The 16251-nt window shown below is 54.5% G+C and carries 12 protein-coding genes; 5 read left to right on the top strand and 7 right to left on the bottom strand.

Annotation, left to right across the window (positions count from 1 at the left end):
• Nucleotides 1-13 precede the first annotated feature (13 nt).
• Nucleotides 14-1249 carry an enterobactin transporter EntS gene (gene entS / locus OGY10_RS08500; RefSeq protein WP_286576628.1) on the bottom strand — a complete coding sequence of 412 codons (1236 nt, stop codon included), beginning with the start codon at nt 1247-1249 and terminating at the stop codon, nt 14-16.
• A 109-nt stretch (nt 1250-1358) separates the two neighbouring features.
• Between entS and fepD the strand changes: the two genes are divergently transcribed.
• Genes fepD through fepC form a run of 3 tightly spaced genes read left to right on the top strand, consistent with a single transcriptional unit; the run spans nt 1359 to nt 4149 of the window.
• The gene (fepD, locus tag OGY10_RS08495) at nt 1359-2366 is read left to right on the top strand and encodes a Fe(3+)-siderophore ABC transporter permease (protein WP_003831192.1); all 1008 of its coding nucleotides are present in this window, start codon (nt 1359-1361) and stop codon (nt 2364-2366) included.
• Entirely contained in the window at nt 2363-3355 is a 993-nt protein-coding gene (gene fepG / locus OGY10_RS08490) for an iron-enterobactin ABC transporter permease (protein WP_191226283.1), read from the top strand. Before fepD ends, fepG begins: the two co-directional genes overlap by 4 nt.
• Nucleotides 3352-4149: an iron-enterobactin ABC transporter ATP-binding protein gene (gene fepC, locus OGY10_RS08485; RefSeq protein WP_100272788.1), complete on the top strand. Its 798-nt coding sequence runs from the start codon at nt 3352-3354 to the stop codon at nt 4147-4149. Before fepG ends, fepC begins: the two co-directional genes overlap by 4 nt.
• Nucleotides 4150-4195: 46 nt before the next feature.
• Here fepC and wzz(fepE) read toward each other — a convergent pair whose 3' ends face one another.
• From wzz(fepE) to fes, 4 genes are all read right to left on the bottom strand, one after another.
• On the bottom strand, nt 4196-5329 hold the full coding sequence (gene wzz(fepE) / locus OGY10_RS08480) for an LPS O-antigen length regulator Wzz(fepE) (RefSeq protein ID WP_153686930.1): 1134 nt from the start codon (nt 5327-5329) through the stop codon (nt 4196-4198).
• Nucleotides 5330-5557: 228 nt separating this feature from the next.
• Nucleotides 5558-9448, bottom strand: a complete 3891-nt coding sequence (gene entF, locus OGY10_RS08475) for an enterobactin non-ribosomal peptide synthetase EntF (RefSeq protein ID WP_191226284.1) — start codon at nt 9446-9448, stop codon at nt 5558-5560.
• Nucleotides 9445-9663 (bottom strand): MbtH family protein, encoded by a 219-nt coding sequence (locus OGY10_RS08470; protein ID WP_032941816.1) that lies wholly within the window; start codon nt 9661-9663, stop codon nt 9445-9447. Before OGY10_RS08470 ends, entF begins: the two co-directional genes overlap by 4 nt.
• Nucleotides 9664-9693: 30 nt before the next feature.
• Nucleotides 9694-10911, bottom strand: a complete 1218-nt coding sequence (gene fes / locus OGY10_RS08465; RefSeq protein ID WP_191226285.1) for an enterochelin esterase — start codon at nt 10909-10911, stop codon at nt 9694-9696.
• Nucleotides 10912-11164: 253 nt separating this feature from the next.
• Between fes and OGY10_RS08460 the strand changes: the two genes are divergently transcribed.
• Nucleotides 11165-13459, top strand: coding sequence for a TonB-dependent siderophore receptor (locus OGY10_RS08460; RefSeq protein ID WP_191226286.1), 2295 nt, complete (start codon nt 11165-11167; stop codon nt 13457-13459).
• A 50-nt stretch (nt 13460-13509) separates the two neighbouring features.
• Nucleotides 13510-14133, top strand: coding sequence for an enterobactin synthase subunit EntD (gene entD, locus OGY10_RS08455; protein ID WP_008784050.1), 624 nt, complete (start codon nt 13510-13512; stop codon nt 14131-14133).
• A 3-nt stretch (nt 14134-14136) separates the two neighbouring features.
• Here the strand turns inward: entD and OGY10_RS08450 are convergent, their stop codons facing one another.
• Both OGY10_RS08450 and OGY10_RS08445 read right to left on the bottom strand, forming a co-directional pair.
• The gene (locus OGY10_RS08450) at nt 14137-15072 is read right to left on the bottom strand and encodes a transketolase family protein (protein WP_008784049.1); all 936 of its coding nucleotides are present in this window, start codon (nt 15070-15072) and stop codon (nt 14137-14139) included.
• Nucleotides 15065-15895, bottom strand: coding sequence for a transketolase (locus OGY10_RS08445; RefSeq protein WP_003831177.1), 831 nt, complete (start codon nt 15893-15895; stop codon nt 15065-15067). Before OGY10_RS08445 ends, OGY10_RS08450 begins: the two co-directional genes overlap by 8 nt.
• Nucleotides 15896-16251 lie beyond the last annotated feature (356 nt).

Below are 16251 nucleotides of genomic sequence, written 5' to 3'. Positions count from 1 at the left end.
GAGCACAACGCGATCAGGCATTCACGGGGACCTGCCGGAATCGGCGCACTTCTCCCAACAGCAGCAGCAGTAACAGACCGACAATCACCAGTCCAAATCCACTCACGCTTGCCGAAGCAACCGGCGTCATCATCGCGCCCAGACCACCTAACAACGCCGCGCCAATCGCATCGCCGGTGACGTTTTGCGCCGTCCACAAACCGTTAATTCGCCCGAGCATCGCTTCCGGCGTCTGCGTCTGTAACAGAGTGTACTGCAACAAAGAGCTGACCGCGCTCAACCAGCCAAACAGCGCCAGACAAACCACACCAAGCTGCCAGACGGGCATCAAGCCAAACAGGCCGATAGCCAGAAATGAAGCCACGGTCGATGCCAGCATAATCAGTCCCGGGCGAACGCTGTACGCCAGTTGTCCGCTTGTCAATGCGCCCACGGCTGCCCCCAGCGGAATAGCCGCATACAACAGGCCAATTTGCGCACTCGACATGTGCCAGTTAATCGCCAACGCCGGATACAGCACACGCACGGCGCTCGCCATGGTTAACAGACCACCGAGCAGCGCAATGCCGCCAATCAGCGGGCTGGCAAGCAGAAAGCGAAATGCTGCCAGCAGCGATTTCAGCGGATGCTCGCGCGGCTGCGGCGGAGGCGGCAACGCAGGAAGGCTCAGCAACGGTAGTAAGGTAATGAAGGTTCCCGCCGCCGCCAGTCCGTAGTTCCAGGCCACGCCGCCAGTCGCGAGCAGCACCCCGCCAAGCATCGGTGAAATTACCGATCCCAGACGCACCGTCAGCATGGTAATCGCCCCGGCCTGCATCAAATTCTCGCGCCCAACCAGCGCTGGCGTCGCAGCCAGCAATGCGGTCACGCCCAGAGAGGCAAAGAAACCATCCCATAAGCCAAGCAGATAAATCGCCAGCAACGACGGTTCGGGCAGCAGCGCATTCAGACACAGGCCAATAAAGCCAATACCACAGGTTCCACGCGCCAGCAGGATCACTTTTTTACGCTCATAGCGGTCGGCCAGCACTCCGCCCACCATCAGGCCAATAAACATTGCGCTACCGGTCAACGTCACCGACAAACCCACCTGCCAGGTCGACTGGGTCATCATCTGGATCTGTACCGGAACCGCCACGCCGAGTAGCCCCAGAGAGACAATGGAAATAAAACGGGCGAGGAAGACAGCGCGAAATGCTGGGTGGGTCTTTAACAGGCTGAGATTGAGCAGCCAGGATTGTCGATTCATTACAGAGCCTTACCAGGTACTTTTTCAATATCCATTCGATGGCTGCACATGCTAACATATCCAAATAAGATCGATAACGATAATTACTATCATTATCAGGGAAGTTGATATGTCATGCTCTGTTTCCGCGACACGCGCCTTCGCCGTGCCCGGACTATTGTTATTACTTGTTCTCACCACGGTATTAAGTCTGGTTATTGGCGCCAAGTCGCTACCTGCCTCCGTGGTGCTGGATGCGCTCACCGGCAGTTGTCAAAGTGCTGATTGCACCATCGTGCTGGACGCGCGCTTGCCGCGCACTCTGGCGGGGCTGCTCGCCGGTGGTGCGCTGGGCCTGGCTGGCGCACTAATGCAAACGCTCACGCGTAACCCTCTCGCCGATCCCGGCATTCTGGGTGTCAACTCCGGCGCCAGCTTCGCTATTGTGCTGGGGGCCGCGCTGTTCGGCTTTTCCTCTGCGCAAGAACAGCTGCTGATGGCCTTTTGCGGTGCGCTGGCTGCATCGCTGATCGTAGCTTTTACCGGTAGTCAGGGCGGCGGGCAGTTAAGCCCGGTACGTCTGACCCTGGCGGGCGTCGCGCTGGGCGCGGTGCTGGAAGGATTATCCACCGGCATCGCCCTGCTCAACCCGGACGTTTACGATCAGCTGCGTTTCTGGCAAGCCGGCTCACTGGATATCCGCAGCCTGCAAACGCTGAAAGTTGTGCTGGTACCGGTACTGATTGCCGCGGCTGTCGCACTGTTTCTCAGTCGCGCTCTGAATAGCCTGAGTCTCGGCAGCGACACCGCTACCGCGCTTGGCAGTAAAGTCGCTCGCACGCAATTTATTGGCCTGCTGGTTATTACCGTACTGTGCGGCAGTGCGACCGCGATTGTTGGTCCTATCGCCTTTATCGGCCTAATGATGCCGCACATGGCGCGCTGGCTGGTGGGGGCGGATCACCGCTGGTCACTGCCCGTAACCCTACTGGCAACGCCTTCTCTGTTACTGATTGCCGATATAATCGGTCGCCTGATTGTCCCCGGCGAGCTGCGCGTGTCGGTAGTCAGTGCGTTTATCGGTGCACCGGTGCTTATCTTTCTGGTACGCCGTAAATCGCGCGGAGGTGGCGCATGATGCACCTCTCCCGCCGCCTGATAATCAGCAGCCTGCTGCTGGTTGCAGGTTGTCTCGTCATTGGTTTGTGGAGCCTGCGTAGCGGCGTTGTTACGCTGGAAACCCAGCAAATTTTTGCCGCCTTGCTCGGCAATGCGCCGCGCAGTATTACGCTGGTGGTAACCGAATGGCGTTTGCCACGCGTGCTCATGGCGCTATTGATTGGCGCGGCTCTCGGTGTGAGCGGCGCAATATTTCAGTCACTGATGCGTAACCCGCTGGGCAGCCCGGATGTGATGGGTTTCAATACCGGAGCCTGGAGCGGTGTGCTGGTGGCAATGGTGCTGTTCGGACAGCATCTCACCGCTATCGCGCTGGCAGCCATGCTGGGTGGGATCCTGACTTCTCTGGTGGTCTGGGCACTCGCCTGGCGCAATGGGATCGACACCTTCCGGCTGATTATTATTGGTATCGGCATTCGCGCCATGCTGGTGGCGTTCAACACCTGGCTGCTGCTGAAAGCATCATTAGAAACCGCGCTGACGGCTGGGCTGTGGAACGCCGGATCGCTCAATGGCCTGACCTGGGCCAAAACCTGGCCTTCTGCCCCGCTGATTATCATCATGCTGGTGTGCGCCGCGCTGCTGGTACGCCGGATGCGTTTACTGGAAATGGGTGATGACAGCGCCTGTGCGCTTGGCGTCAGCGTTGAGCGTTCACGTCTAATGATGATGCTGGTTGCGGTAGTACTGACCGCTGCCGCCACCGCGCTGGCCGGTCCTATCTCGTTTATTGCTCTTGTTGCGCCGCATATCGCGCGACGTATAAGCGGTACATCTCGCTGGGGATTAACCCTGTCGGCGCTGTGCGGCGCGTTGCTGTTGCTGATGGCGGATTTATGCGCCCAACAGCTGTTTATGCCTTATCAGCTTCCGGTGGGCGTTGTCACCGTAAGCCTCGGCGGTATTTATCTTATCGTCTTGTTAATTCAGGAGTCCCGCAAAAAATGATCGAATCAGTAGCCCGTTTGCGTGGCGACCAGTTAACGCTGGGTTATGGCAAGTTTACCGTGGCGGAAAAACTCAATGTGTCGATTCCCGACGGCCATTTCACCGCGATTATCGGGCCAAACGGCTGCGGGAAATCAACCCTACTGCGCACGCTGAGTCGTCTGATGACGCCCGCGCATGGCAAGGTCTGGCTCGATGGTGAGCATATTCAGCACTATGCCAGCAAAGAAGTCGCCCGCAGAATAGGTTTGCTGGCGCAAAACGCCACCACGCCGGGAGATATTACGGTACAGGAGCTGGTTGCCCGCGGACGCTACCCGCACCAGCCGCTGTTTACCCGCTGGCGGCAAGAGGATGAAATTGCGGTCTCAAACGCCATGCAGGCGACGGGTATCACCCACCTGGCATCACAAAGTGTGGATACCCTTTCCGGCGGACAACGTCAGCGTGCATGGATTGCGATGGTGCTGGCGCAGGAAACGTCGATTATGCTGCTCGATGAACCCACCACCTGGCTGGATATCAGTCATCAGATCGATCTGCTGGAACTGCTGAGTGAGCTAAACCGGGAAAAAGGTTACACGCTGGCCGCCGTTTTGCACGACCTGAATCAGGCCTGTCGCTATGCAACGCATCTGATTGCGCTGCGTGACGGAAAAATTATTGCCGAGGGTGCACCGAAGGAGATCGTCACCGCGCAGCTTATTGAAAAAATCTATGGACTGCGCTGTATGATTATCGACGATCCGGTTGCCGGAACGCCGTTAGTGGTGCCGCTTGGACGCAACAAATAACACGCGTTACAGTATGGCGGCCAGCTTGCCGCCATACGACAATTCATCACACCAGTTGCTGATCAATAAACGTCATTTTTTGCTTACGCGACATCATGGCATGGTTCAACAGAACACCACCACACGCCACCATTCCCCCCAGTAATGCGGCCAGAATAACGATCATCGATTTAGCCGGACCATCTTTTTTCACCGGCAGCGAAGGTGAAAGTTGATATTTAAACGGCGTAAATGTTACGTCACCCACATTCATCGCTAACAGCTGCTCAACGTGATATTGGCGATTACGTAATTCACCGTTAATTTCAGCAACATCGGTCACTGATTTTTCTATTTCTAATTTACGTTCGATGCCGTCAGCACCCAGTGAAATAGAGAAATCGGGGTCATCCTTCACGGCCTGGCCATTACTGTAGACCGGCTTTTTAATCCCGGCTGCATTGGCGATCTCCAGCGAATAGTTCAGTCGCTGGATATTTGCTTCCAACTGGTTTTTGAGCCTGACGCGATCCATCTCCAGTCTTTCTTTCTCATAGCTGGTTTTGATGAACAGCTTATTACGAATATCTTCCAGCGTTTCTTTCACCACAAGGGCAGAAATATACTGGATATATCCCTTCAGCACTGACTGGGCTTCTTCGGCCTGAGGTGCGGTAAAGCTCAACGTCCATGCGGTATACAGCGAAGTTTCGTTCTTCTTACCCAGGTTAGTATCAACCGCTTTCATTTTCTCACTGAGCCTGACAATTGCCTGATGCAACTCCATTTCGTCGATATCAGCACCTTTCAATTGATCCATTACGTAAGGCGAAGAGCGCAGATATTCTTCTAACAATGAAGGCGACTGGAATTTTTTGATAAACAGGTTAAACACATCACCACGGCTAACGCTAATATCCATATCCAGCACGCGCAATTTGGTCAGCGTATTCTCTAATCCCTGCCATTGAACCGCTTCCGCCGGCGTCACGATGGCCTGACTGGTCCATTTTTGTGGCAGCAGAAAAGAGACCAGAATACCCACACAAGCAAAGGCGAAAACGGTCGCTATAATTTTCGTTCTTGCGCGCCATAAGATTTCGATTAGATTCACTAAATCGATTTCATTTGCGTTTGCCGTTGGCTGAGGATACCCAGTAAATTCCGAAACGTTATCTTGCTTTATATTTAATGATGACATGTTGCGTGACCTGAAAACTTTCCTAAAAGAAAAACATTCCTGTGGGAGAAGTCTACCAGCTAGTCAGAATTATCCGAAACACTCTTTGTGCTTGTCGCCCTACCAAAAATTATATTCGGAATTTATTCACCCCTTTCATCACCTTGCATTACATGAAAAAAACAGATCCATAACATATTATTTACATTATGGAGCTGTTCGATCACCGCGATAGCATTATTCGTCTTGTTACACAGATTTATTAATCAGTGTATTTATCACAGGCCCTATCGACTCAAACGCGGTGGGGGAAATAATATCAACATGCGCGCAGTCCTGGCGGTAAACATCCAGACTGGATATCCACGGTAACCAGCTGCGTTCAGGACTGACACCCGGTACTAACGTGCGCTCAGCAACAAAGAGCGTGGCGTGACCTGCAAACGGCACGCTGTGTGCCGTGGTGAGCAGGCGAACCGCATCGGCGTAGTTGCCTTCAATTGCGTTAAATAAAGCCTCTGACGCATTCCCCTGCTGCGCCGCCAGAAACGCTTCGCGTTCACGCTCGATCTCCGCCAGTACCGCTGGATCCAACCCATTAGCCTCTTTTTCTTGCCAGTTTTGCGTTTCTGGCGGCCAGGTATCCAACAGCCCGAGGAATGCAACCGTCTCTCCTCTGGCATGTAAGCGCGCGGCGATCCCTTGTGCCAGCGTGCCGCCCAGCGAATAACCTAATAAATAGTAAGGTCCGTGAGGCTGTTGACTGAGCAACGTTGCCAGGTGATGTTCGCATACCGCATCAAGATTTTCCGCCGTCTGCATTGGGCCATCCGGGCGCGGCGACTGAATACCTATAATCGACCACTGCGGGCTGAGATATCGCGACAGCACGCTAAACTGCCAGGCAAAACCCGACGCCGGATGGAAACAGAACAGCGTTGGGCCGTGACTTTCACGCAGCGGCAGCAGTGCCTCAAATCCCATATGTTGCGACTGCTCATCATCAGTGCTCTCCAACAGAGCGCTCAGTTGTTCAACGGTAGAGGCCACCATAATCTGCCCCGGCGTCACCTGACGCTCAAAAACCCGGCTCAACTGTGCCGCCAGCTTCATCGCCAGCAACGAATGTCCGCCAAGCGCAAAGAAGTCTGCCGCCACGTCATTAACCTCGCAACCCAGCAAAGCCGCAAAAGACTGCGCGATGGTGGTTTCAGTCCCTGCTCGCGGTGCGCGCCCGGAAGTACGCGACGTCAACTGCGGCATCGGCAGCGCTTTACGATCCAGTTTACCGTTCGCGCTAAGCGGTAGCTCCGCCAGCTGCAACAAAACCGTCGGCACCATATGCGCAGGCAGTTTTTCACGCAGCTTTTCCCGCAACGCGGACGTATCCAGCGGTAAACCCGATTGTGACACCAGATACCCCACCAGTTGACGCGCATCGCCGCCTGTCGCCGCCGCCTGGTTGAATACGCAGGCGTGGGCAACGGCATGCTCGACATCAGGCAACTGCTGCATCACCCGGTCAATCTCGCCGAGCTCAATGCGTTGTCCGCGAATTTTAAGCTGGTCATCGCTGCGCCCGAGGTATTCCACCGCGCCATTTTCCAGCCAGCGAGCCACATCCCCGGTACGGTACATGCGTTCGCCAGCGTTAAACGGATCGGCGATAAAGCGGCTTGCGGTCAGATCCGGACGGCCCAGATAACCTTGCGCCAGTTGGATCCCTGTCAGATATAAGTCACCAGCCACGCCGAAAGGCACCGGGCGCATCATGGCATCCAGAATACGTAAACCGGTATTCCATACCGGATAGCCAATCGGCACGCTGTTGCCGGTTACAGCAGCAAGGTCTTCCCCCCAGGCCGGATACCAGCTCACATCAACCGCCGCTTCCGTTGGTCCGTACAAATTGTGCAGTGGCGCATGAGTTAACCGTTCCCACTCACGGCATAAATCTGCAGGCAAGGCTTCGCCGCTGCAAAATACCCGTTTCAGCGAGGCACAACTCTCCCGCGCGGTTTCCGGCGTCAGTGAAGCGACAAAAGCGGCCAACATAGAGGGAACAAAGTGCGTGGTCGTCACCCCATAACGGGCAAAGAACTGCTGCATCGCCAGCGGATCGCGGTGCGCCTCAGGCTCTGCCATTACCAGCTTTGCCCCGGCAATAAACGGCCAGAAAAACTCCCATACCGAGACGTCAAAACTGCACGGTGTTTTCTGCGCCACCACATCATCCGCGGTCAGCGGATAGTGATTTTGCATCCACAGCAGACGGTTAACGATGGCGGTTTGCCCAACCATCACCCCTTTTGGTCTACCGGTAGAACCGGAAGTAAAAATGATATAGGCAGTATGATTGGGCTGAGATAGCGCCAGCGGAGCAGCATCTTCTGCTGGCAGGGGCGAGTCATAGCACAGACTTTCCAGCCCGGGAATATCGCTAAAGCGCGCCAGTTGCTCATCGGTCGCGATCAACAATTTTGGCTTCGCGTCTTCGAGCATCATCCGCAGGCGATCGTCCGGGTATCCGGTATCCAACGGCAGCCAGGCTGCACCGGCTTCAACGATACCGTGCAGCGCCAGCGTCAGGAACACGGAACGCGGTAATGCCACGGCGACGCTGTCGCCAGGCTTGACGCCGCGTGCACGCAAAAGGCTCGCCAGCGCCACGACCTGCTGGCGCATTTCGCGATAGCTAAACTGATAGCGGGCATCGGCCAACGCCGGGGCATCCGGCGTTTTATCGGCCTGCTGTACCACCAGCGCGCTCAGCGTAGTGGACGGGATCTCCACGGTGGTGTGATTAATCTTCGCCAGCCGCTCATGTTCTGTTGGCAACAGCATCCCGGCGTCGCCGCAGCATAGCGCCGGATTGTCGGCAAACTGCTCGATAAGCCCGATTAAACGCGAGGCATGCTGCGCCAGCGTTTCTGCATCGTAGCGCTGTTTATTGGCCAGAATTTCAATACTCAGCCCACCGTTTTCATCCGGGAATAACGCCAGTTCAAGATCGTTCACCGGCCCTGTCGCCAACGTGTGGGTTTGCGCCTGAACGCCGGGAATATTCAGCTGATAGTCGAATATTTTCACGTTCAGCACCGGGCCAAACAGCGGCTCGGCACCGGCTGCACGCCCGCTGTCGCGAACGATTTGTTCGGCATCATAACGTTGATGCCGACGCATTTTCTTCAACTGTCCGGCCAGTCGTTGTGCAAGCGCAGGCAAGCTTTCTGCCGCATCCAGCCTCACACCAAATGGCAGTACGTTTAAAACCGGTCCTGTGGAGGTCAACGCCGCCGACCCCATGCGCCGCATAAAGATAAACCCGGCGGCATAATCCATTCGGCTGCATAAACGTCCCAGCCACAATGCCACCAGCGCGAGGGCCAGATCCGCACGCTGAACGTCAGGCATACGTGCCGCAAGCCGACGAAACGCCCCTTCAGGCGCGGTTAACTTCATACGAATAATATCCGCGCTGGCCGATCGTCCCGGCAACGGATTGTTCGACAGCGAGGCAGGAGGCGGGAGTTGCTTTCGCTGCTCGCTCCAGAAAGCGCCGTCGCGTTGCCAGGCATCGCTTTGACGGTACTGTTGATACTCTTCCACCACCTCGTCGAACGGCGTAAAAGGCGAGTCTGGCGTAGGCTCGCCGTGTAGCCATGCGCGATAAATTGCGGCTATCTGGCGGGTAATGGCCGGAAAACTGAAGCCATCGACCAGCAAATGATGGTAACGCTGATACCAATACCAACGCTTTTCTCCCACCTGTATAAGCAGGTGAAAAACCAGCGGTTTATTGCCATCAGCACGTATGTCCTGCTGCAGGTCTGCCTGCATCAACGCACGCGCCGCCTCATGTGGATTTGATTTTGCGCGCAGGTCGATAATTTCAGGTTGCGCAAAGGCGAGCGCAGAATCCACCCATTGCCAGATCTCACCGTTATCTTCGCTAAACCGCATCCGCAGGGTATCGGCCTGCTCCAGGCCCGCCACAACGGCTTTCGCCAGCAACGACGCGTCCAGTTCGCCAGTTAACTCTACGTAGTGCGCCACGCTCCACGCCGAGGGCAATGTGGAGAGTTTTTCCGCCATCCAGATCCCCGGCTGAGCCGCCACTAACGGTAAACGCTGAGTCATGGAGCCTCCTGCACATCGACGTAGTTCGCGGTCGTAAGCGTGGTCCAGTTTGCTTCCAGCCATTGTTGGCAGGCTTCCTGGGATTGGGGTTCGCAAGCAATTTGCCAGCCAGCAGGAAGCGAGCACTGCTGCGGCCAAAGGCTAAACTGACGCTGGGGATTTTGCAGAATGTAAAACTGGCCCTGCGGATTATCGAAGGGGTTACTGAATTCCATACTCAACTCCTGTCGTGGAACATCGTCCGGTTAAATCGTGTCGGTAAGCGGTTGCCAGAGCGTCATTAGCCCTTGCATCAGACCGCCGCGCCAGCAAAGCGCATCGTGTCCGCCATCAACCTGACGCCAGAAAATAGACTGTGGTGCAGAAGGTAACTGGGCATATAGCGCCTGATTAGCGCGATAAATAATGGGCTCGCGGATCCCCGCTTCCAGGACAATACGCAGCCCCTGAGCACTCACCTTCCCGCTTTTCAGTTGCTCGACGATCGCCCCGTCCTGATGACCACCACGATGCGGCCACCAGTAAGAGCCCGACTGGCTAAGCACACAGCCAAAGCGCGCGGGCCAGTTCAGTCCAGCATACAGCGATGACAACCCGCCAAAACTTTGCCCAGCCACCACGGTGCGCTGCGGATCGTCACTAAACGCGGTCGTTGTCTTCACCAGTGGTAATAACTCCTCCTGCACCGCCAACCAAAAATCCGCATTACACGGTAGCTCATGGCTGCGGTGAGCCGTATCAATGGCATCAATCAGGAGATAAACGGCAGAAGGAAGGTGTCCGCGATGCGTGAGTGAAGTCAACGCAGGCCAGACCGGCATACTCTGTGCCCAAAACTGCCCATCCAGCAGGATAGCCAACGGACGCGTTTCGGGTTGAGCATCACCGGTGGTAAACACCCATACGCGACGCGTATTGCCGAGCCTGGCGCTATGCCATTGCAGGCAAACTGCGGGTGAATCTGGGTTTTCAGGTCGATCCCATCCTGGCTGTACGGGTGCCTCCGGCATTTCCAGCGCAGACACCGCGTGGCCACGACCGCCCCGCCAGCTCTGCGGATTAAGGGGATCGGCAATGGCCTGTGGCAGCAATTGCCGCCAGCCTTCACGCAGCACGTTTCGGTCAGGCGCTTCGCCTGCCACAAGCGAGGAAAAGATATCGTTGCGCTCTGTTGGGATAAAACAGTAACTGCCACGCCAGTTGGCGCTGAGGGAAACACTCCAGCACCAAACATTTGTTCCATCAATGCGTCGCATCGACTGAGGGGTAGCATTTTGATGGTGGTCGGTGACGCCGGTGATATAAACCCAAACGTGATGAATGGCTGACTCTTTCTCCGTTCCCTGCGGGTCACGCCACCAGAAGGTTACCCGATAATTTCCGTTGTCTTCACGCTCCCACTCCGGGCCTTTTTTTGACTGCCACCACGCCTCGCTTCCCATCTTTAACGTCGTCACAACCATAACCCCATGTTTATTGTGAAATTTTATGATCTAGCGTGAAATATATTGATAATATTATTGATAACTATTTGCATTTGCAATAGCGTATTGTCGCGCTGTGGGAAGCGCGTACAGTTTTTCACCACTTATAAACCGACCTGGCGCTGCGTACTTTTTCTGGAATGGATAGTTTACGCAGATGCGGGCGACATCAGGCCAAATGCCGCACCACGGCACATTGGTACTCGTGGCTAAAAGAACAGCAGGACATACAATGAACAACAAGATTCATTCACTGGCCTTATTGGTCAATTTAGGGATTTACGGGGTAGCCCTGCCAGCAATGGCAGAAGATCAAACCGATAGCGTCGCTGTCTCTCATGAAGACACCATCGTCGTTACCGCCGCCCAGCAGAACCTGCAGGCACCGGGCGTATCAACCATTACCGCTGATGAAATTCGTAAGAATCCTCCCGCTCGCGATGTGTCGGAAATCATCCGTACCATGCCTGGCGTTAACCTGACCGGTAACTCAACCAGCGGACAGCGCGGCAACAACCGTCAGATCGATATTCGCGGCATGGGGCCAGAAAACACCCTGATTTTGATCGACGGTAAACCGGTTACCAGCCGTAACTCCGTACGCCAGGGCTGGCGCGGCGAGCGTGATACCCGCGGCGATACCGCCTGGGTTGCTCCGGAAATGATTGAACGTATTGAAGTGCTGCGCGGTCCTGCCGCAGCACGCTATGGCAATGGCGCAGCTGGCGGTGTGGTGAACATCATCACCAAGAAAGGCGGCGATGAGTGGCATGGTTCCTGGAATACCTATTTCAACGCCCCGGAACACAAAGAGGAAGGTTCAACCAAGCGTACCAACTTTAGTCTGAATGGACCGCTGGGCGGAGATTTCAGCTTCCGCCTGAACGGTAACCTCGACAAAACCCAGGCCGATGCCTGGGACATTAACGACGGTCACCAGTCAGCACGTACAGGGTCATATGCCGATACGATGCCTGCGGGTCGTGAAGGGGTAAAAAACAAAGATATCAACGGCCTGCTGCGTTGGGATTTTGCCCCAATGCAATCGCTGGAGTTTGAAGCTGGCTACAGCCGTCAGGGCAACCTGTATGCGGGTGACACTCAAAACACCAACAACGATAACAAAACTAACGGGCTGGTAAAAAGATACTACGGTAAAGAAACCAACCGTATGTACCGCCAGAACTATGCGCTGACGTGGAACGGCGGCTGGGACAACGGCATTACCACCAGCAACTGGGCGCAATACGAACACACCCGTAACTCCCGTTTGGGTGAAGGTCTGGCAGGTGGCCTTGAAGGGTTATTTAACAGTAATCAATTTACCGACACTGACCTGGCGGATGTCACCCTGCACAGCGAAATTAGCATTCCATTCGACCTGTTAGTTAACCAGAACCTGACGCTCGGTACCGAATGGAACCAGCAGCGAATGAAAGACATGAGTTCCAATACCCAGACCTTTATGGGCGGGAACATACCTGGTGCCAGCAGCACCGATCGTAGCCCATATTCACAGGCTGAAATTTTCTCCCTGTTTGCTGAAAATAACATGGAGCTGACCGACAGCACCATGTTGACGCCGGGTCTGCGCTTCGACCACCACAGCGTCGTTGGCGACAACTGGAGCCCGTCCCTGAACCTGTCCCAAGGTCTGGGCGACGACTTTACGCTGAAAATGGGTATCGCACGGGCCTATAAAGCACCTAGCCTGTACCAGACTAACCCGAACTATATTCTGTACAGCAAAGGCCAGGGCTGCTATGCCACCGGATCTGCGACGGGCATTGGTTGCTACATGATGGGCAACGATGACCTGAAGGCCGAAACCAGTATCAACAAAGAGATTGGTCTGGAGTTCAAACGTGACGGTTGGCTGGCCGGCGTAACCTGGTTCCGCAACGATTACCGTAACAAGATCGAAGCGGGGACTGTACCGCTAAGCAGAACGTCAATTACCCAGAAAAACCCGACTACGGGTAAAGAAACAACAACCTACACCGATATCTATCAGTGGGAAAACGTACCTAAAGCTGTGGTGGAAGGCCTGGAAGGGACGTTGAACGTACCGGTTAGCGAAACCGTTACCTGGACCAACAACATCACTTACATGCTGCAAAGTAAGAATAAAGAGACCGGCGAACGCTTGTCGATTATTCCTGAATACACGCTGAACTCAACGCTGAGCTGGCAGGCGCGTGAAGATTTGTCACTGCAATCCACCTTTACCTGGTACGGCAAACAACAGCCGAAGAAATATGATTACCAGGGTAAACCAGTAACCGGCAGTTCAGCCCAGGAAGTGAGTCCGTACAGCATCGTCGGCCTGAGCGCAACCTGGGATGTGACGAAAAACGTCAGCCTGACCGGCGGCGTGGATAACGTCTTCGACAAACGTCTGTGGCGTGAAGGTAATGCCCAAACCACCAGCGATATCAAAACTGGCGACTATATGGCGGGCGCTGGCGCGTACACCTATAACGAGCCGGGTCGTACGTGGTATATGAGCGTTAACACCCACTTCTGATAGCGTTGTTCCCTCTCCTCGCGACGGGGAGAGGGAAACGATACACAACCATGCGTACAACACACACATCGCTTCCCTTCGCCGACCACGCGCTGCATTTTGTCGAGTTTGATCCCGCCAGCTGCCATGACCACGATCTGCTCTGGCTCCCCCACCACGCGCAGCTTCTGTCCAGCGGACGCAAGCGTAAAGCTGAACACTTAGCAGGGCGGATCGCCGCAGTACACGCTTTGCGCGAATTTGGCCTTAAAACGGTACCCGGCATCGGTACACAACGCCAACCGGTATGGCCGCAGGGGCTGTTTGGCAGTATCAGCCATAGCGCATCAACTGCGCTGGCGGTGGTATCAAGACAGCCGGTGGGTATTGACATAGAAGCCATTTTTACGCCACAAACGGCAACCGAACTGGCAAGTAGCATTGTCACTCATGCTGAGAAAGAATTGTTGGCAAACAGCGGCTTGTCTATTGAACAGGCGCTCACCCTGGCGTTTTCCGCCAAAGAGAGCGCTTTTAAAGCAACCCGGACATCAAGACAAGCAGACGCCGGGTTTACGCAATATCAAATCGTGGTGTTACAGCATAACCAGATGATCCTCCGCGCGCACCACCAAACGTATCGCGTGCAATGGCGGTTCTCGGGCAATGATGTAATCACACTGGCAACAGTGTGAACGTCACAGCAGTTCTCGCGCCTGAGCAGCGATAGCTGCGGCGTCAAAACCATGATGCTGGCGTAGCCAGCCACGATCCGCTGCCGCTGCATACTCTCCATCCGGAATGCCTAAACGCTTTAACACCGCCCCGACTCCGCCCTCAGCCAGCACTTCTGCCACCAGGCTTCCCAATCCACCATTAATGTTGTGCTCTTCTACGGTAATCACCGCTTTGCTGCCCTGTAGTGCTGACAACAGGGCTTTGGTATCACATGGTCGAATTGAAGGTACACTGACCACCTTCGCCTGAATACCGGCATCAGCCAACAGCGCAGCGGCATCAACAATTTCATGAACTGTCGAGCCCGTTGCCACCAGCGCCACATGCTCCCCTTCACGCAGCGTCAACACCGCCCCCGGAACAAAACGGTAACTCTCGTCATGAAGTTCCGGCAGTGCTTTTCCATCAAGACGAATATATACCGGTCCCTGATAACCAATCGCATAATCGATAATCTGTCGGCACTCTCGTGGCGAAGATGGGGCGAAAATCTGGATATTGCCGAAGCCTCGCATAATGGCAATATCATCGATCGAATGGTGAGTGCTCGCCAGCGGGCCATAGCTGGCACCGGCATTAAGACCGAATAGCTTCACATTGGTATTGTTGTAGCAAACATCAACTTTAATTTGCTCATTGGCACGGGAGATAAGAAATGGCGCAGCGTTACAGGTGACGGCGACCTTACCGCCAAGTGCAAGTCCTGCCGCCGTTCCAACCATGCTTTGTTCGGCAATACCTACGTTGACCAGGCGACCGGGAAACTGCTTTATAAAAGGAGCAATTTTCGCGGTTGATGTCGAGTCCGCTACGACCGGCACCAGGTCAACACCTTGTTCCACTGCATCAATGAACGCCTGAACCATGACGTTCGCGAGGTGTTCTGCATTACTCATCTTTTAATTCCTCCAGAGCCAGTTCGATCTCTTCACCTTTTGGCACCCGATGGTGCCATTCAGGGCGCCCCTGGATAAAAGATATACCCGCGCCTTTCGTGGTATTGGCAATGATGACGTTAGGTTTGCCATCCTGCTTAAGTCCTTCCAGCGTGGCGACAACCGACGCCATATCATTCCCCTGACACTCAGTCACCGTCATACCAAATGCCTGCCATTTTGCGGCAAGCGGATCGGTATTCATGATTTCGCGAGTCGGTCCGGCTAATTGAAGATTGTTCTTGTCATTAATAATGATCAGGTTATCGAGGCCATAATGAGCAGCAGCCAGCGCCGCTTCCCAGTTACTTCCTTCGGCCAGTTCGCCATCGCCTGTGATTAAAAAGATGCGGCGTGAACTGTTACTTTTCTTCGCAGCCAGAGCCAGTCCCACCGCAACAGGTAAACCGTGGCCCAGAGCACCGGTATTCAGCTCAATACCCGGCGTTTTCTGGCGCACCGGGTGTCCGGGAAGATGGGAATTGGCATGTTGATAGGTTTCCAGCCAGTCAACGGGAAAAAAACCCGCCTCCGCCAGAACGCAGTAGTAACAGCCTACCGCGTGACCTTTAGACTGGATGTAGATATCCCGAGCCTCATCAGCGATACGCTCCGGAGCGACATTGAGTATACGAAAATAGAGTGCCGTCAACAGCTCAACTTGAGACAAGTCCGCACCAGTATGCCCACCCGCAGGGCTGTTAGCATTTAATCTAACGATGTGACGGCGAACCGCCCGCGCTTTGCGCTCAAGAGTCTGGATATCATAGTTCCAGGGATTCATTTAGCACCTCTGAATTTATTTTCAATATGGAATATTTATTCCGCATGGGACTAAAAAAACCAGAATTTCCCATACGTCACATCTTCAGGCTTACGCCGTTGTATCATACTCAGGAACATTCTGCCTCCTTACCGCGACCACACTGACGCTGGTAATAATAAGTTGACCTGTAACCACCATGAATATATATTCACAAATGATTCTTTATTCAATTATGCAACCTAATTTTCGTATTTGTCCATAGCTGTTTTGGAGGATTGGTTAAAGTTAGAGCTTTATCACACTTACCTGTCTTCAATTTTCGCGTATGATAAAACGCATTAAGATAATGGCGGTACGTAAATGATTTTCGAGGA

Origin of the sequence: Citrobacter sp. Cpo148 (assembly GCF_030332375.1) — a bacterium.
Taxonomy (GTDB): Bacteria; Pseudomonadota; Gammaproteobacteria; order Enterobacterales; family Enterobacteriaceae; genus Citrobacter; species Citrobacter portucalensis.
Note: the sequence above shows the minus strand (reverse complement) of the source record. Positions and strands in the feature narration are given on the sequence as shown.